At 51.7% G+C, this 16,478-nt stretch carries 22 protein-coding genes and 1 riboswitch; of the genes, 14 read left to right on the top strand and 8 right to left on the bottom strand.

The features are described 5' to 3' along the window. Positions 1-701: 701 nt before the first annotated feature. Positions 702-1,739 (bottom strand): DUF1835 domain-containing protein, encoded by a 1,038-nt coding sequence (locus tag HGBM_RS25195; protein WP_019123856.1) that lies wholly within the window; start codon positions 1,737-1,739, stop codon positions 702-704. Between the two features lie 53 nt (positions 1,740-1,792). Continuing rightward, complete coding sequence (gene rlmD, locus HGBM_RS25190; protein ID WP_035288034.1) at positions 1,793-3,187, bottom strand: 23S rRNA (uracil(1939)-C(5))-methyltransferase RlmD; 1,395 nt, start codon at positions 3,185-3,187, stop codon at positions 1,793-1,795. A gap of 136 nt (positions 3,188-3,323) precedes the next feature. Here rlmD and HGBM_RS25185 point away from each other — a divergent pair, with 136 nt between their 5' ends. From HGBM_RS25185 to HGBM_RS25175, 3 genes are all read left to right on the top strand, one after another. Beyond that, a complete protein-coding gene (locus tag HGBM_RS25185) occupies positions 3,324-3,668 on the top strand; it encodes a hypothetical protein (protein ID WP_019123854.1) in 345 nt (114 codons plus the stop codon). A gap of 206 nt (positions 3,669-3,874) precedes the next feature. Next, on the top strand, positions 3,875-4,027 hold the full coding sequence (gene yhfH / locus HGBM_RS29950; protein ID WP_019123853.1) for a protein YhfH: 153 nt from the start codon (positions 3,875-3,877) through the stop codon (positions 4,025-4,027). Positions 4,028-4,148: 121 nt separating this feature from the next. Next, entirely contained in the window at positions 4,149-4,694 is a 546-nt protein-coding gene (locus HGBM_RS25175; RefSeq protein WP_026074648.1) for a hypothetical protein, read from the top strand. Positions 4,695-4,771: 77 nt separating this feature from the next. Here the strand turns inward: HGBM_RS25175 and HGBM_RS25170 are convergent, their stop codons facing one another. The 3 genes from HGBM_RS25170 to HGBM_RS25160 all read right to left on the bottom strand — a co-directional run bounded on the left by HGBM_RS25170 (position 4,772) and on the right by HGBM_RS25160 (position 7,497). After that, positions 4,772-6,112 (bottom strand): sensor histidine kinase, encoded by a 1,341-nt coding sequence (locus HGBM_RS25170; RefSeq protein WP_019123851.1) that lies wholly within the window; start codon positions 6,110-6,112, stop codon positions 4,772-4,774. Position 6,113: 1 nt separating this feature from the next. Beyond that, positions 6,114-6,836 (bottom strand): response regulator transcription factor, encoded by a 723-nt coding sequence (locus HGBM_RS25165; protein ID WP_019123850.1) that lies wholly within the window; start codon positions 6,834-6,836, stop codon positions 6,114-6,116. 175 nt (positions 6,837-7,011) lie between these two features. Further along, a complete protein-coding gene (locus HGBM_RS25160) occupies positions 7,012-7,497 on the bottom strand; it encodes a C40 family peptidase (protein WP_019123849.1) in 486 nt (161 codons plus the stop codon). Positions 7,498-7,506: 9 nt separating this feature from the next. Continuing rightward, a riboswitch (cyclic di-AMP (ydaO/yuaA leader) is annotated at positions 7,507-7,640 on the bottom strand. Between the two features lie 284 nt (positions 7,641-7,924). On the opposite strand from HGBM_RS25160, the gene HGBM_RS25155 reads away from it, so the two are divergent. From HGBM_RS25155 to prpE, 7 genes are all read left to right on the top strand, one after another. Further along, entirely contained in the window at positions 7,925-8,335 is a 411-nt protein-coding gene (locus HGBM_RS25155) for a LiaF transmembrane domain-containing protein (RefSeq protein ID WP_019123848.1), read from the top strand. 62 nt (positions 8,336-8,397) lie between these two features. Further along, entirely contained in the window at positions 8,398-9,111 is a 714-nt protein-coding gene (locus tag HGBM_RS25150; RefSeq protein ID WP_019123847.1) for a PspA/IM30 family protein, read from the top strand. A 64-nt stretch (positions 9,112-9,175) separates the two neighbouring features. Then, positions 9,176-9,730: a class I SAM-dependent methyltransferase gene (locus HGBM_RS25145; protein ID WP_026074647.1), complete on the top strand. Its 555-nt coding sequence runs from the start codon at positions 9,176-9,178 to the stop codon at positions 9,728-9,730. 37 nt (positions 9,731-9,767) lie between these two features. Beyond that, complete coding sequence (gene liaF / locus HGBM_RS25140; protein WP_019123845.1) at positions 9,768-10,526, top strand: cell wall-active antibiotics response protein LiaF; 759 nt, start codon at positions 9,768-9,770, stop codon at positions 10,524-10,526. A 13-nt stretch (positions 10,527-10,539) separates the two neighbouring features. Then, positions 10,540-11,664, top strand: coding sequence for a HAMP domain-containing sensor histidine kinase (locus HGBM_RS25135; protein WP_019123844.1), 1,125 nt, complete (start codon positions 10,540-10,542; stop codon positions 11,662-11,664). Further along, positions 11,661-12,290: a response regulator gene (locus tag HGBM_RS25130; RefSeq protein ID WP_019123843.1), complete on the top strand. Its 630-nt coding sequence runs from the start codon at positions 11,661-11,663 to the stop codon at positions 12,288-12,290. Before HGBM_RS25135 ends, HGBM_RS25130 begins: the two co-directional genes overlap by 4 nt. Positions 12,291-12,393: 103 nt before the next feature. Beyond that, complete coding sequence (gene prpE / locus HGBM_RS25125; RefSeq protein ID WP_019123842.1) at positions 12,394-13,224, top strand: bis(5'-nucleosyl)-tetraphosphatase PrpE; 831 nt, start codon at positions 12,394-12,396, stop codon at positions 13,222-13,224. Position 13,225: 1 nt separating this feature from the next. On the opposite strand, the gene HGBM_RS25120 is transcribed toward prpE, so the two are convergent. Then, positions 13,226-13,990: an N-acetylmuramoyl-L-alanine amidase gene (locus tag HGBM_RS25120; protein ID WP_019123841.1), complete on the bottom strand. Its 765-nt coding sequence runs from the start codon at positions 13,988-13,990 to the stop codon at positions 13,226-13,228. A gap of 149 nt (positions 13,991-14,139) precedes the next feature. Here HGBM_RS25120 and HGBM_RS25115 point away from each other — a divergent pair, with 149 nt between their 5' ends. Then, positions 14,140-14,367, top strand: a complete 228-nt coding sequence (locus tag HGBM_RS25115) for a YneF family protein (RefSeq protein ID WP_019123840.1) — start codon at positions 14,140-14,142, stop codon at positions 14,365-14,367. Positions 14,368-14,388: 21 nt separating this feature from the next. Further along, the gene (locus tag HGBM_RS25110) at positions 14,389-14,577 is read left to right on the top strand and encodes a hypothetical protein (protein ID WP_019123839.1); all 189 of its coding nucleotides are present in this window, start codon (positions 14,389-14,391) and stop codon (positions 14,575-14,577) included. A gap of 196 nt (positions 14,578-14,773) precedes the next feature. Here the strand turns inward: HGBM_RS25110 and HGBM_RS25105 are convergent, their stop codons facing one another. Further along, complete coding sequence (locus tag HGBM_RS25105; protein WP_019123838.1) at positions 14,774-15,004, bottom strand: GerAB/ArcD/ProY family transporter; 231 nt, start codon at positions 15,002-15,004, stop codon at positions 14,774-14,776. Between the two features lie 143 nt (positions 15,005-15,147). On the opposite strand from HGBM_RS25105, the gene HGBM_RS30080 reads away from it, so the two are divergent. Together HGBM_RS30080 and HGBM_RS30600 are read left to right on the top strand one after the other, a co-directional pair. Further along, positions 15,148-15,309: an ABC transporter substrate-binding protein gene (locus HGBM_RS30080; RefSeq protein ID WP_019123837.1), complete on the top strand. Its 162-nt coding sequence runs from the start codon at positions 15,148-15,150 to the stop codon at positions 15,307-15,309. 43 nt (positions 15,310-15,352) lie between these two features. Next, positions 15,353-15,538, top strand: coding sequence for a hypothetical protein (locus HGBM_RS30600; RefSeq protein ID WP_147512988.1), 186 nt, complete (start codon positions 15,353-15,355; stop codon positions 15,536-15,538). Here the strand turns inward: HGBM_RS30600 and HGBM_RS25095 are convergent. After that, positions 15,494-16,264 carry a TSUP family transporter gene (locus HGBM_RS25095; RefSeq protein WP_019123836.1) on the bottom strand — a complete coding sequence of 257 codons (771 nt, stop codon included), beginning with the start codon at positions 16,262-16,264 and terminating at the stop codon, positions 15,494-15,496. The genes HGBM_RS30600 and HGBM_RS25095 overlap by 45 nt on opposite strands. Positions 16,265-16,478: the final 214 nt, after the last annotated feature.

Raw genomic sequence — 16,478 nt, 5'->3', positions numbered from 1 at the left:
TTAAAAACAAATTTGGTTATGAACGGGCAAATACCAGTAACGGGGAATACGTATAATGAGCCCGTTAAACTGCGTGATTCCCCGGGCTGTTAAGGAGGCATGGGAGAGCATTGACAACTGGCTAACTTCACAACTTTGGTCGATTCGAACACCGAACTGACGTTAGAAAAATGGCTCTTGATGCCGCCTTGTCCGTCTTATCATGGAATTGTGCTTCCTCCAAGAACAAAATACTGGCCCGATCTCAACTGGTTTGGAACTGCTTTTGCAAAGTTGGTTATTGCACCGGCAATCGGGCCTATCCTTGATGGTATCCGATGAGCCGCTGAACGATCTGGGGAGAATGGAGTAGCCATAGCACTCGCAGAGCCGCAATTGCAGATGAAGCCCTACGCAAGCTTGTCACGGTCGGTTCCGTCGATCAGCTTACACATGTTGACGACGCGTTCATTTAATTTCACCTCTTGGCCGAAGCGTCTTGAACAGAGTTACAAAAGCGAATTGCTCCAATTAGATTAAGGCAAATTTGGTATCTGCATTGGCAAGGTTCAACAATCAAAGCAACTTAAAGCCTGTAAACGTGTAAAACGAAAAAGAAGGGGTTCTCCGCCCTTCTTTTCTATATGCATCAATAGATCTCCGTTTTAATGGTCCTTCCGTACTAACAGTGAACAGCACTCCACATGTGTAGACCAATCACATTAACGTAACTGGACACTATAGTACCTCATCGCTTCCAGACTTCCTGTTGCATCAAAAACATTTCGACTTATCAACATCCTGAGCCGATATTCTAAAAACTCGTCGCCAATATGCTGCTCTATCCTTCCCAGAGCTTCCCCTATAACCCTCGCTGCTTTCAGGAAGTCTTTCTGCTTCTGCTGGCGATGGAGCTCCTGAGCTGCCTGGATAATATTGAGGTCAAAATACTCCTCCGAAACACTTTCCACACATGGATTTTCCCAAATACGCAACACTTCGTATGTATCCGCAAGACGAAGCCATTCTGCAGTAAGTCCTTCCCTGTTGTGAAGAGTCAGTGGTTGAATTGTCCTGTTCGCTTCATAGATGGCATGTAAGCGTTCCGGCGCAATTTCACCTGTATACCGAATAACATACGTACGTTCCGGTTGATCGAACAGTCGTTTATGAGTATCTGCAGCATTGATGATAAAAATATCATTTGTTTTCTCTCTCAAAAGAAACAAAGCAAATCTGAGTCCGGTCTGCTCAGTAGCATTTTCTCCCGTCCAAATAGTAATCGGGACATCGGAAGGAATCGAGCAAATTTCGTTCAATGTATGTTGAAAGCACTGTGTATAGTGTGTAGCCTCTTCTTCAGTGTAGCCAAAATGCTTACTAAACCATTCTTCTCTAAGCTTTTGTCCTTCCTCTGTATGCAATTGCCATACTGGACCGATGGAGAAGAGATCAGAAAACGTTATAACCTTCTCCTCCTGCTGTACTCCTAAGCCCTTAAGCGCCATGCGGAGGCATCCTGAAGCAGAATCACCGAAAATAATATGAACCTTTTTGTATTGACCGTTCCCTTTCTTCTTTTCCTGACGGGTTTTGTAGTTCAATACCCGTTTATATGTCCGGCTGATATCTTTAAAAAATTGTTCTTGGCTATATTTTGTTTCTTCTACAAGATTCACTCTTAGGAATACATGATATATCAATGTTTTTGCTTCTTTTTCAGTCAAGTCATTTATGATCTCCCGCAATTTTTCTGTCATATTTCATTATTCCTTTCCACTTGCAAACAAATTTTCGTCTTTCTTTATATCAGTCATACTGTTTTTTCCTTCCACACTAACAGTGAACAGCACTCCACATGCGCCGTATGCGGAAACATATCCACCGGCTGCACATACTTCAACTCGTACTCTCCCAGCAGCCGACTCAGATCTTTAGCCAGCGTCGAGGGATTGCAGGAGACATAGACGATCCGCTCCGGGCGAACGTCCAGCAGGCTGTTGATCAGGGCGGGGTCAAGGCCGGTGCGCGGCGGATCGACGACGACGACATCCGGCTTCAGCCCTTGTTTGGCCCGCTTCGGCATAATGACTTCCGCTCGGCCGGTGTAAAAATGGGCGTTGGTGATGCCGTTGTTTTTGGCGTTTTGGCGGGCGTCTTCCACCGCTTCGGGGATGATCTCGATTCCCCGGACTTCCCGCGCAAAAGGAGCCAGCCACAGAGAAATCGTCCCTGTTCCGCAGTACAGGTCCAAGACGTACTCCTCGCCGCCAAGTCCGGCGGCCGCCTTCACTTCATTGTACAGCTTGGTTGTCTGCTCCGGATTCAACTGAAAAAAGGCCCGCGCCGACAGGTCGAACGACAAATCGCCCAGACTTTCGGCGATCGACGGTTTCCCCCACAGGACTTTGGTGGTCTCTCCGAAGACGACTGAAGTTTTTTTCGGATTGACGTTCTGCACGATGCTGACCAGCGACGGCAGGTGATACCGCAGCTCCAGTATCAGCTCCCGCAGGTGAGGAATCTCGTCGGTCGCCGTGACCAGCGTGAGCTGTGTCTCACCGGTGGCAAAGGCGACGCGCGAGACGATCGTGCGAATGACGCCTGTCCGCTTCCGCTCGTCGTAGCTGGGGATGCCGAGTGCATCGATGATCTGCTTGGCTTTCTCGGTTATCTCGTTGGTGGAGGGGTGCTGGATGAGACAGCCCTCCAGGTCGACAAGCTCGTGACTGCCGCTTTTGTACAATCCGGCGACCAGCTTCCCGCCTTGCCGTCCGACTTGAAATTGCGCTTTATTCCGGTATTTCCAGGGATCAGTCATGCCGATTGTCGGCCGCACCGGAGGGTCGGTCAGTTTTGCGTACTTTTGCAGCGCTTCCACCACCAGGGATTGTTTGCTCGCCAATTGTGCCTGATAGTCGAGATGCTGCAGGCTGCAGCCGCCGCAGGCTTCATACAGCGGGCAGGGGGGCTGAACGCGGTCCGGGGAGCGCTCTTTCAGCTTGACCAGGCGTGCCGTAGCGTAGCGTTCCTGTACGCTGGTGATTTCCGCATTAACCACTTCCCCGGGGAGAGCAGCGGGGACGAACACGATTTTTTTCTTGTAATAGCCAATGCCTTCTCCATTGATGCCGAGGCTTTTTATCGTTAAGGTCACCTGCTGTCCGGGGCGCAGCGGGACGTCTGTCTGTTGTAGGCGTTTTGTCATCGTACTGTTCGCTCCTTCATCCATTTGCCTCCTTATTATACAGAAACACAGGCAAGAACTCCTCATCCATCAGAATAGACTTTCTGCGGTATTTTCACTATAATGGGTTGCAGAGCAAATGAAAGGAATGGGTTGGATGGTAGACGCTTTGTTTGAGCAAATGAAAGAATACCTGAACATGGATACCGAGATTTCTTTCGAGGAATTTGACCGCTATTATAAAGAGGTCATCAACTTCTTAAATGAAGGATGGCAGCAGCTCGATGAGGAACAAGGCTTGAAGATGCTGTTTATCCTCGATAACCTCAAGGCGAACAGCGAAGATCGGGCGAAGCGCCGCACGAAGGACGCGAAGAAGTACAAAAAAATGGAGGAGCGCACCGGGATCTGGACGGGAGCGATGATCAACCGGTTGCGCGAGTTGGGTTTGAGCCAAGAGGAAATCAGCAAGCGTTACGAAGAGATATACGAGGCAGTGTAGGGCGGAGTACTTTACAGTATTCCGTTTTTTTGTATTAATACAGAAGAAAAAAATCAACTTAGTTACAATACAGAGCGTATGAAAGAATAACGAAGATTCTGCACGTTTCGCGGCGATAAACGGCTGTAATGTAATATAACAAAGTTTTGAATAATCCCCGTTGTTATAATACAATGACATCAAGATCATCTGAGGGGGGCATTAACATGATGGCTGTTCGTACTTTCTTTGCTACACTGCCGAAAAAATGCTGTATCGTTTGCGGAAATCCGATCGTGGACCAGGCGGAATCCTACATGCCGGAATGCTTTCATTGTCAGGAGGAACGATTGGAAAAAGAAAATGTACGCGGACGCTAAGCGAAACGCTCGCAAAACACCACTTTACCCGGACATGGGAAGTGGATTTTTTTTGCTTGCCGGCATCAAAGAAAGCGGGCATGATAAAAAGACCAGACTTCGTTAGGAGAGGAAAATGCAGATGTTCCACCCCCTTGTGTTTGACAATATCAAAGTTGTTTTGGAGGGAGCGGTATACGACCGCGATTTTGACGGTGACATCCTCGTCACAGCCCGTGCCGATCTGATCGATACAGCGGTGTACCAGCGGCTGTTTCAAATCGATTTTCGCCTGCCTGAGGGAGCAGCCGCCGGCAAACGCGAGGTGACAGCACAGTTCCAACTGCGCACGTCACTGGCCGATATCGCCGGGGAGCTGATGGAACAGCCGCTGACAGAACATATCGGATGCACGGTTTGTATCCATTTTTATACATATGTTCAAGATGTAGAGAGAGATACGAATGAGATCGTCCGCATTTTAAACGAAATTTGGGGAGACCGCCCGCACATCACCCAGCAGATCTCTGCGACGCTGGATGAGCACAGGCCGTTTCGCTGGCCCCCTGACATCTATGAGAACAAAATCACCCTCGACTTTCACCGCAAGATCGATGAGGGCAACATCGGCGATTTGCGCGATCTGATCGACCACACCGTAGTGTCGCTGGCCAGGCTCAGCGAATGAACCCGCTTCAAACAAAGAAAGACGGCATCTCCGTCAGGTCAGCTGCGGAGATGCCGCTTGCGTGCAAGCCAAGATCCTCACTGGTGGAAGGGAATCGTAAAGGAGAAGCAGCTGCCTTCCCCCAACTGGCTGATGACGGACAGCTCGCCGCCGTGGCGCTGCACGATGCTTTGGCAAATGGCCAGCCCCAACCCCGTTCCGCCGGTATTTCGATTGCGTGATTTGTCTGCCCGGTAAAACTTGGCAAATATTTTGTTGATGTCCTCCTCGGCAATTCCCTCCCCTTTGTCGATGACGGAGAACAGCACGTGACGTTCTCGCTGATCACAGGTCAAGAGGATGGACCCCTCCGGTTTGTTGTAGTGAATGGCGTTATTCAGCAAATTTTCCAAAACTCTGCGAAGCTTTGTCTCATCTGCTTCAATGCGCAGTTCTTTGGACACCCGGATCTTGCAAGCAAACCGCAAACCGGCTTCTTGCGCTTTTACCTCGTATTCCTCAGCGATATTTTGGACGAAAGGAACCAGGTGAATCCGGCTTAGCACAAGCGGGAGCTGCCTGCTTTGGTAGGTGAAGTCCTGCAGTTCATCCAGCAGTTTTTCCAGATCGTTTACTTTGCCTCCGATCTTTTTCATCTGGTTTTGAATCCGTTCCATATCCGTGACCCTTCCAGAACCGATAAAGGAGGCATAACCTTTAATCGTCGTCAGCGGAGTGCGGAAGTCGTGGGCGATGGCGGCGATCAGTTCCTGCTGCCGCTCTTCAGAGTTGCGCAGCTCTTCCACCATATCTGTGAAATATTGAAACAATTGGCCAAATTCATCATTTGCCTTGTAGGAGAAGGAGACGTACCGTTTGCCGTCCCTGATCTCCTGCGTGACAAGCGAAAGCTCACCCACCGGCCGCAAGATCCAGCGAACCAGTATGAACATGAAGACCAGTCCCAGAAGCAGGATGCTGCCGTAGATGTACCAGACCGACATCGAGACCCCTTTGGAGGCGAGGATGTCCGATTCATCGGTATAGAATGTGATGACGGTGCGCCCCTGGTTGACCGGGTCATGCTGAAAGTAGTATTCAGCCACCTCTTTTTTGTTAGGCCCCTTCAGACTGTAGGCTTGTGACACTTTTGTAAAGAGAATCGTCCCATTGGCGTCTTCCACCGTAACCTTGTACATCAGATCTTCAGGGAGCTCAGAGCCGAGTTCATGCACTTCAAGCGGGTCTTTGAAAGTGTTCGACCGCATCAGCTGATTGATTAGCACGCGCTGAGCCGCCACTTTTTCGTTCAAAAACTGCTCGTAACGGTCATTCTTGATTTGCTCGACGATGATGTTTTTGAAGATGAGCTGATACGTTAACAGATGAAACAAAATAATCGCAAAAAAAGATAAGAACAGCTTCGTGCCGATTCTCATCTCAAATGCGCTCCCCTATGAAAACGTAGCCGGTTCCCCACTGGGTCTTGATAAATGTCCGATCCTTCTCCAGCTTTTCGCGCAGGTTTTTAATGTGCACCGTGACCGTGTTGAGCGAGCCGTATCCGTATCCCCAGACGCGGTCGTAGATTTCCTCGCGGGTAAAGACAACACCCGGATTTTCCGCTAAAAAGGCCAAAAGCTGAAATTCCTTTGTCGAAAGGTCTACCTTTTCGTCATTGACATAGACCGTATACGTTTCTCTGTTGATTTCCAGCCCCTTAAAGGAAAGCTGGCTCATCCCTGCTGCAGCTTCCTGCTTGGCGTTTTCGCGCTGCCCGATATGGCGAATCCGTTCAAAGCGACGCAGGTGAGCGCGTACTCTTGCAAGCAGTTCCTCGGTCTCAAAGGGCTTGGTAATGTAATCGTCGGCTCCGATCTCAAAGCCCACGACTTTGTCGACGGCTTTTCCCTTTGCGCTTAAAAAGAGAATGGGCATTTCCCATTCGCGGCGAATTTGGGCGCAAAGTTCGTATCCGCTGATGCCCGGCATCATGATGTCGAGCAGGATCAGGTCAGGATTCAGTCCGTTTTCCAACATGCTAAGCGCCTGGGCGCCGCTGTTTGCGGTAGATACCTTCAAACCTTCGCTCTCAAATATATCTTGGAGAAGATCTGTGATCTCCTGATTGTCGTCAACCACAAGAATGTGTTCTTCTTTCAATCTATATCCCCTCCAACTGCAACGTCACATTCTCATTCCCATCATATCACGAAACGAAGAAATACACAGTGGTAATAACAGTCTGTAGGGGGGATTCCTAAGAGGTTATCTTGGGAGCTGGTACTAAATTTCGTCAGAAAAAGCCAGAGGCGCTGCCCTCTGACTTCCAAACAAGTTAGTTTTCCGTTTTCTCTTTGCTATCTTCTTTTGCTTTTTCCAGTGCCGGAATAGCTACGCGCTTTGCTCCGACGTAACGCTTGCTCCAGTAGTAGGGATCGTTCAGCGATGTCTTGGTGACCCCTTTACCGGTTTCGGAGTGGGCGAACATATTGTCGCCGATGTAGATTCCCACATGGGAGATGCTGTGGCCATTGGTGTTAAAAAACACCAGATCTCCCGGTTGCAGTTCGTCTTTGGAGACGGCCGTCCCTAGCTCGTATTGTGATGCAGAAGAGTGGGGAATCTCGACGTCTAACGCTTGAAAGACGTATTGTGTAAAACCGGAGCAGTCAAACCCTTTGGTGGTGGTTCCTGCCGTTTTATACGGAACGCCGTAAAGGTTGTCGATGGTGTCCAGAAGCGGGTTTTCCGCTGCAAACACCGAACCGGCTCCGCTGGCAAGCACTCCAGCCAAAATCAATGAACACACAAACTTACGCATACGCAAAGAAGCTGCTCCTTTCTCAAGCCTACGAGGTTAGCTGAAGGGTTCGGGCGAAAGGATTCCCTAAACTGTCGAAACAGCTACTCACCCCAAAACATTGGTTCCCCCGTTTCCACCATGGAACTCGGCTTTTTTCGATTTTTTTTACACAATGACCAAAATAATTCGAGGTTGTCCAAGGATTTCCTCTATTTTGCGAAATCGTTCAAAATTTCGTCACAAATTCCTGTCATATTACCGAAACGCGCGGCAGGTTTATTCGTCAAAGAATGCTTTCAGCGGGGCTTGTCCGATCATGGCAGGACGAGCTTCTCCGCCTTCGGACGGACGCAAAAACCAATCGCCCGCCCGTTATACTCGCAAAAAGGGTCGTCTACAATAAAGTCGTGAGCAGGAGTTAAAGAAGAAAACGGAGGGATGTACGATGAGTGAGCGGTCAGGGAAGCTGCTTCTCGGAACCGCGCTGCTGTTCCTCGGAGTAGTCATCTTGCTTGGCCACTTGGGGTTTGTCAAAGGCGTGCTGGGCTTTCTCATCTCAGGAGCAATCATCTTCTGGGGCGGGAGCAAAGTGCTCGCAGCCAAATCATCAGGTGCCCGTATCTGGGGGGCATTCCTGGTCTTCTTCGGCATCTTGATGCTGACCGGCAAGGTCCATTTGTTGTTCAGCACGTTGATCGCCGTCGGGATACTCTATCTCGGGTATCGCCTGATCAGGGGCAATCCGGAGCCGTCTGCAGAAGAGGTGTCGTACTACGAACGCAAATGGGCAAGGAGCGTACTTAAGGAGGACATCCTGGATCGATGGGAAGACGATCTGCAGTCCCGCCGTCCCTGAAAATCCAGAAGGAAAAATGCTTGACCCGCTATACCGTAATGATAAAATGAGGAGGAATTTACATGGGTATCATAAAGAGATTGCGTGATTTAACAGTGGCTTCGGTCAATGATGTGATCGATTCGATGGAAGATCCGGCAGTGATGCTGACCCAGTATATGCGTGACATGGAGTCGGAGATTGGACGAGCTGAAGTAGCCGTGGCCCGGCAGGTCGCACTGGAAAAGAAATTTCGTCAGCAGTGGGAAGAAGCTTTGAGAATGGTGGAGAAGCGGGAGCGGCAAGTCAACCTGGCGCTTAGCGAAGGCGAAGATGAACTGGCCCGCCGCGCCCTGATTGACAAAAAATACTTTGAAACCCGGGCTTCCGAAAACGAAGCGCTGTACCAATCGGCCCGAGAAGCAGCAGGGCAAATGCGAGAAAAACTGGCACAGTTAAAAGACGAGTTCTACAAGATGAGAGCGAAAAAATACACGTTGATGTCCAGGGCACAAGTAGCCCGTACCCAAAAGCATCTGAATCACGTAATAAATGGTATAGGCTGTGAAAGCGCGACCCGTGGTTTTGCCCGTATGGAAGAAAAAGTCATGCGGATGGAAGCGGAAGCCGAGCTCACCGGACAGTGGAACCAAGGCTTCCGAAGTCTGCATTCTTCGCTCGACGCTTTGGAGGCAGATGATATCGATCAGGAGCTGGCATTGCGCAAAGAGCGGCTGTTTGACAAAAAAACAGACGAAACCAGACAGGAAGAGCAAGGCGATCACCTGTCCCGATAGCAAGATTTGATAGTTTCGGCAGCCCGTAAAAAGCGGGCTGCTTTTCCCCTAGGAGGTTTGCCCTGTGTCAGATTTTCTCGTCTTCTTGCGACGTTTTTTCTCAAATCCTACCCGTGTGGGAAGCGTAACTCCCAGTTCGAAATTTTTATGTCGACAAATGATGAAAAACGTTCCTTGGTCATCTGCCAAAACCATTGTCGAATTAGGGCCGGGAACGGGCGTCTTTACGGAAGAAATCCTGCGGCTGAAGCGTCCGGAAACGAAGTTTTTTGTCGTGGAACAGGACCCGGAGTTTCAGCAGATGCTGAAGGAACGTTTTCCAGGGCTTGTGATTCAATCGGAAGCGGTTCATTTGGCCCGCTACGTAAAACAGATGAACCTGCAGCGTGCGGACGCGATTATTTCCGGGCTGCCGTTTGCCGTGTTTCCCGGCGAAGTGAGGGCTGAAATTCTCGACAACGTGGCGGAAACACTGGATCCGGACGGTGTGTTCGTCACATTTCAGTACTCGCTGCAGATGAAAGCAGAATTGGAAGGACGATTTAAAAAGGTGAACATCGGATTTACGCCTTTCAATATCCCGCCTGCTTTTGTGTACACCTGCCGGTTGCAGGAATAAAGGATTGCTTCTGGCTGCGTTTGGAGGGAAAGACCCTGTGAAACTCTCGCGATTAAATCAATTGATTGTTGGCATTATCCTTGTTTTTATCGGTTTTGGTCTTTTTCTTGACGCGCTTAATCTGATTGATTTTAATCTGTTCAGCTTGTTTCCGCTGTTGATCGTCTACCTTGGCATGCGCTGGTGGTCGAGAGGACGCCGATGGCTGGGCGGGATCGTCGGCGGGATCGGCGTGCTCATCTTGTTGGATCAGTGGTTTCACATAGATATCGGCGATGTGATCGGGATTGCGATCGCGGTCGCGTTTATTAACTTTGGATGGCGTTTGATTCGCTCTCGCCCGGAGGCGCCTGCGGAGCAGGAACCCGCTTCCGGGCAGCGGATGAGAATTGATCCCGGCTTCACAAAAGCGGGCGATTATTCACATAGAGAGAGCCGCAGCTCGCTGATCGGTGACTACCATCTGACATCAGGCCGCTTTGAACTGCGGCAGCTTCATATTTGGCACGGTGTCGGGGATGTCGTCATTGACCTGTCACGGGCGATCATCCTCGAAGAAGAGGCCTTTTTGTTTGTAAACGGCTGGGTAGGCGACGTGACGATCTACGTACCGGCCGATCTTCCCGCAGCCGTATCTGCAGAGGTGACGGTAGGGGATTTGGAAGTATTCGGGCATCGCCAGGGCGGGTTGAACCGTCGGGTTGTCATGACCGCCGAACAGTATGACGATGCCGCTCGCAAAGTGAAAATAATCGTCTCGCTGATTGTTGGCGACGTCGATGTGAGATACATCTGAGGGGGCGTCTCACATGGCTCGTCAAAGCAGACTTGGAAGTATACAGTGGAAGTTCGTCAAGCAGTTGTTGTGGCTCAGCGCCGGGATTGTCACAGCGATCTTTGCCGTGCTGTTCGCCGCTGTCCACTACATGCGGACAAGCACGCGGCTATCGCAGCTGGTCAGCCAATATCTCGGCGTACAACTGTCGGAGTCGATCAACTGGGGCCTGGTCTCCAGCCTCTTTTTACTCGCCCTGTTGACGGCGGCAGTGGTCGGGATTGCAGGCGGTTACGTGATCGGCAACCTGCTGAAAAAGCGCTTAAATACGCTGCGGCAGGCGACGATGAACCTGGAACGCGGCCTGCTGTCCTATCGGCTCCCGGAGCTGGGCACGGATGAAATCGGGGAGATTGGCTGGCAGTTTAACCGGATCGCCGAGAAGTGGGAGGATCAGGTGGCTTCCCTGCAGCGACTGTCCAACCATAACGCCGCATTGGGCGAGCAGGTGAGGCATGCCGCCGTTGTGGAAGAGCGGCAGCGTCTGGCCCGCGAGCTGCACGATGCGGTCAGTCAGCAGTTGTTTGCCATCGCGATGACGACCGCAGCGATCAAGCGTCTGATGGAGAAGAACCCGGAACGGGCCGTCCAGCAGATTGAATTGGTCGAGGAGATGGCAGCGGCGGCGCAGGCGGAGATGAGGGCCTTGCTCCTCCACCTTCGTCCGGCAACGCTGCAGGACCGCCCGCTCCGCGAGGCCGTAACGGACCTTCTGGAAGAGCTGACCCAGAAGCATCCGATCGATATCACCTGGGAGCTGGAAGAGATCGGGGACCTGCCGAGCGGAATTGAAGACCACCTGTTCCGGATCCTGCAGGAGGCCTTGTCCAATACCCTGCGCCATTCACAGGCTGCCAAGATCGAAGTGAAGCTGTTTACCTTGAAAGAACAGGTTCGCTTGCGGGTCAGTGATAACGGGATCGGGTTTGATCCGGATGACGAAAAACTGACCTCATACGGCCTTCACTCCATGCGCGAGCGGGTAAACGAAATTGGCGGAAGCCTGGATATCATCTCGTCAGCCGGTACGGGGACGCAGATCGAGGTGCGGATTCCGTTAGTGATGGAAGCCAATCAAAAGGGGGGAGATCAGCCGTGATTCGAGTATTGTTGGTGGACGACCACGAGATGGTTCGGATGGGACTGGCAGCCTATCTGTCTACAGAGGAAGGAATCGAAGTCGTTGGCGAAGCATCCAGCGGCGAGGAAGGGGTGCGGATGGCAAACGAGCTGATGCCCGATGTCATCATCATGGATCTGGTCATGGACGGGATCGGCGGAGTCGAAGCGACCCGCAGGATACGGGAGACATGCCCTTCCTGCAAAGTGATTGTGGTTACCAGCTTTGTTGATGACGAAAAGGTGTATCCGGTCATTGAGGCGGGGGCTTTCAGCTACCTGCTGAAAACCTCGCGCGCCTCCGAAATCGCACGGGCCATCCGGGCGGCAGCGGCCGGGGAGCCTGTCCTGGAATCGCGCGTCGCCGGCAAGATCATGGCCCGGTTTCGGCATGGACACGAACAGGCGCCGCATGAACAGCTGACGCCGCGGGAATTGGAAGTGCTGCTTTTGATTGGTCAGGGGAAATCGAATCAGGAGATCGCAGACCAGCTGATCATCGGCATTAAAACAGTAAAGACGCACGTCAGCAATATTTTGGCCAAGCTCGGGGTGGAAGGCCGGACGCAGGCGGCCATCTACGTGCATCAGCACAATCTGAAGTAGGACCTGCTCCTGTTCGCCGGGAGCGGTATGCGGCCCTGCACAGGCGTATGTTCAGTTGGAACTGCGGCAATCCTAATAGGAACACAACAGAGAGAGGGATTCGATGAAGGCAGTCCCGCGAAAGCGCCCGTATATCCTGCATGCGGACAGCGGTGTAGATATAATCGGTGACGTGCACGCCTGTTACGGGGAATTTATCGAGTTGATCCAAAAGCTCGGCTACCAATTCAACGAAAAAGAGAATACATATCGGCATCTGAAGGGGCGCAAGCTGATCTCGCTCGGCGACATTACCAGCAGAGGACCCGATTCGATCAGCATGCTTCAATTCTTTATCCGGCATGTGGAGGCCGGCTTGGCGGAAATGGTGGACAGCAACCACGGCTGGAAAATTGCCCGTTGGCTGGACGGCAGGCGGGTCAATCTGGCACACGGCGACGAAAAGGTAGAAGCGGAATTTCGCGCCTACTCCCAGCAGTACGGGGCGGCGAAGGCCGACAGTCTGCGGGAGGCAAGCCGTCGTCTGCTCTTCTCCGCCCCGTCGCATCTGCTGCTGAAGCGAAATGGCAAGGTGCAGGCTGTGGCGGTGCACGCAGGAATCCGCGACGAATACATCGGAAAAGACGGGCCAGCGGTTTCCAACTTTTGCCGGTATGGAGACGTGTCCGGGATCTCCGCTGACGGCCGGCCGATCCGCCTTGATTGGACTCGGCAGCACCGCACCGGCGAGCTGATTGTCTGGGGACACGATCCGCGGCCGCAGCCGGAGCGTAAGAACAACACGTTAAACATCGATCAAGGATGCGTGTTTGGCGGTCAGCTTACGGCATACCGGTTCCCCGAAGACGAGCTGGTCGGCGTTCCCGCAAAACAGAACTACTCCGGACTCGCCGACACGCCGCTGACCCGCTACAAAAAGGAAGAGAATGTGTGAGTCAGGATTGCCTGCCGTTCGACAGTTTCCCGTAGAGCCGCTTGAGCACAGCCGCCTCTGCCCACAGCGGCAAAGGCTCGTCAATACGGCCGCGCCACTCTTGATCGGTCAAGAGTCCCTGGGCGTACAACCAGTCGACCCCTTCCCGCTTCCAGGCGGGAAGCGAGTTCCAATGAACAGGAACCGGCTCGGCCGGTTGAGCGGGGACGGGAGGTTTATACTCCTTGCCGACGAACTCCGTGAAGCCCCGCACAACGGCTTCCGCCAACTTCTCCCAATCAGTCTCCAGCATGCCGGCATCAACGGGATTGTCGGCAAACCCGTACTCGAGAATGACTGTCTCGACACTTCCGGTTTCCCGGTGCATAAAGTAGTAATCGAGCTTGGGATTGCCGGGATAGGTGCGGGTATAGACCCGGCGGGCAGGCATGCCGGCGATTTCGAGCTCCTCGATCAGGTGCTTGGCGAGGGTGGCTTGCGAGTATATGGAGTAAATTGCTTCGGCGCCGTGGCCGCCGCCGGAGTTGATGTGGTTGGAGATGCAGTAGCGCGCGCCGCTGCTCCGGACAATAGCCGTTCGCTGCTCGCTTGAAAGCGTCGTATCTGTCGTCCTGGTCATGACGGTGGGGATGTTCAGCTCTTGAAAGCGGCGCGATTGGTACAAGGATATTTGCAAGGTCATATCCTTTTCCTTAAACTTCGCGTTGGAACCGCCCCCGGGATCGAGGCCGCCGTGGCCGGGGTCGATGATGAGCAGTGGACTCATTTGAATCACCTCTGTTTTATGTAGTATGCAAACCGGCGAGAAAATGTATGGATGGAAGTACGCCCTCTGCGAAAAAACGACGTGGACAGCGTGGTCTGGTGTGGTAAAATGAACGGGACAGATTGTAAGAAAAGGATGGTTATACAGCTATGGCATGGGATTGGATTATTCCGATTGTTACCTTGATCATCGGTTTGGCTGGGGGCTTTTTTGGCGGCACGTACTACCTGAAGCAGCAAATCAGCAAGATGCAAATGGATGAGAAGCAAATTCAGGCGATGGCTCGTTCCATGGGTGTGAATTTGAACCAGAAACAGTTGAAGCAGATGAGCCGTAACATGAAGAACGTAAAAATGCCCTCCAAGTTTTCCAAATAAAGGGATAGAGAGGTGCAAAGCGTGGGCTCTACGCGGTTGCGTTACACAATGATCGGTTTCATCGCCGGGGTGCTGCTGATGTACATGCTGCAAAACTCATCGGTTGGAACCGGTACCCGGATTGCCCTTCCGATTTACGGGTTGGGAATCGGACTTTTGATCGACGGAATGATCCTGCGAGTCAAGCAGCGGAAAGGCAAAAACGATTGACAGCGACAGTGAAAACACCAGTCCGGCCGGGACGGTCGGATCGTTTCCCGGACACTTTTCAAGAGGGGGCCCTTGCCGGTCGGCGGCAAGTCAGCCGCCTTTTCTTGTTTTTCGCAGAAAAGTAACCGCTGCCAGCAATAACGGCAGCAAAACGCTGAAAGTCATGTCAAAAAGCGGCCAAAACTTTGCAGTCACATCATTTTCGATTTGATTCAACCAAGGTCAAACGAGGGTGCAAAGCCCCGGTCTTGCAGCAGAGATAGACGACCAACAGCCCTGCAGCCAATCCGACTAGACCGGAAATCCAGGCGTCCTGTTTCGCCTCGAGAGCGGGAATCGCAGGCAGCACCAAGATAGAATTCCCCACGGTAATCAGCATTACCAGTACAGTAAACTGACGCAAACTTATTCGAATGTCATCGGGCATTGGGCTTCTCCTTATTTCTTGTTCTGGCATGCAAAGCGAACTGCATTTTTTATTATAGCTAAGAACGCTGGTAAACACTCCAGCGTATGCTAAATCATTCCACCGCTTTTTTTGTCTACCTCATCCCCAAAGGAGTATTGCCCATGCTTGTAAAAGTGAGAATTCAACTGAAATGGCTTTTGCAAGCGCAGTTCGCCGGGATCTTTGCAGCCAAACAAAAGGGTTTTTTTAAAGCGGAAGGAATCAACGCCGAAATCGTCAACCAGGTAAAAGTGGCAAAGCGTATCCCGGTTCATTGTACCTGAAGAATTTTGCATTGCCGGGATCGGGACATTTTGCGAGCGTTCCTTGAAACAGACTGCCGGGATCCTGCTGCGGTACGGTCTGATTAAGAAGCCGGCCAATCTGCGAGCGGCGTTTGACCGCTCCACTGTCAATGCCGCGCTGTCCGGAATGGGTCCGGACAGCGGGAGACGAGGAGCAGCCGCTTCAGTGGGTGAACATCAATTCAAATACCATTTTGCCCATGAGTGACAAGGAGACGATCAAAAACAGCGGCCGAACGTAGCGAACGCCGGTTTTCACCGCCATGCGGGCTCCGAGCGTTGCTCCGATCAGCATCGCAGCCCCCATCGTCAGGCCGGTCAGCCAGACAACTTTGCCCTGCCAGAGAAAAACCCCCAGCGCGGCAATATTGCTGGCGAGGTTGAGGATGCGGCCGTTCCCGGCAGCGACGACAAAGTCATACCCAAACAACAGGACCATCATAAAAACGAAGAAGGAACCGGTGCCGGGACCGAAAAATCCGTCGTAAAAGCCGATGACAAACGTCAGCGGGATGCCCCAGCCCAGGGTAAACGAGGTTAACCCCTTACATTCCGAATTGCGGCCAAATTTCTTGTTCAACAGGGTGTACACAAAAATAACCGCCATCATGAAGAGGACAAGCCCTTTTAAAATATCCTGCGGAACGAAAAGGACCGTTTTTGCACCAAAAAAAGCCCCGGCAAAGGAGACGGGAAATAAGTACAGCATCAATTTTTTATCAAGCTTCCCAAGCCGGATAAAGGTGACGGAGCTGGTTGCGGACGACATCGTGCCGGCGAGCTTGTTTGTGCCCAGAGCCAGATACGCCGGCATGCCGAGTCCAAGCAGTGCAGGCAGGGAGATTAGTCCGCCGCCGCCAACACAACTGTCGATGAACGCAGCGATAAATCCGAATAAGGCCAAAAGGAGTACGGTAGTTACGTCTAATTCCACGAATGATCACCTGATTTGTACGAGATTGTTTGATTAGAGTGAACTTTATTTTACTAAATTCAAGTCTAGCATGCATTACCCTGTCTGCAAGAGAATGTTCAAAAAAAAGCAAGAGTAAAGAACTGCCAGAACAAAGTGCTTCTTTCCGATACTTTCACAACTCTTTTGTTGTGTTAGTCACACAGTTGGGGTATAATAGTCCGTGGAAGCAATA

Origin of the sequence: Brevibacillus massiliensis (assembly GCF_000311785.1) — a bacterium.
GTDB classification, from domain to species: Bacteria; Bacillota; Bacilli; order Brevibacillales; family Brevibacillaceae; genus Brevibacillus_C; species Brevibacillus_C massiliensis.
This window is presented reverse-complemented; position numbering and strand designations above follow the sequence as displayed.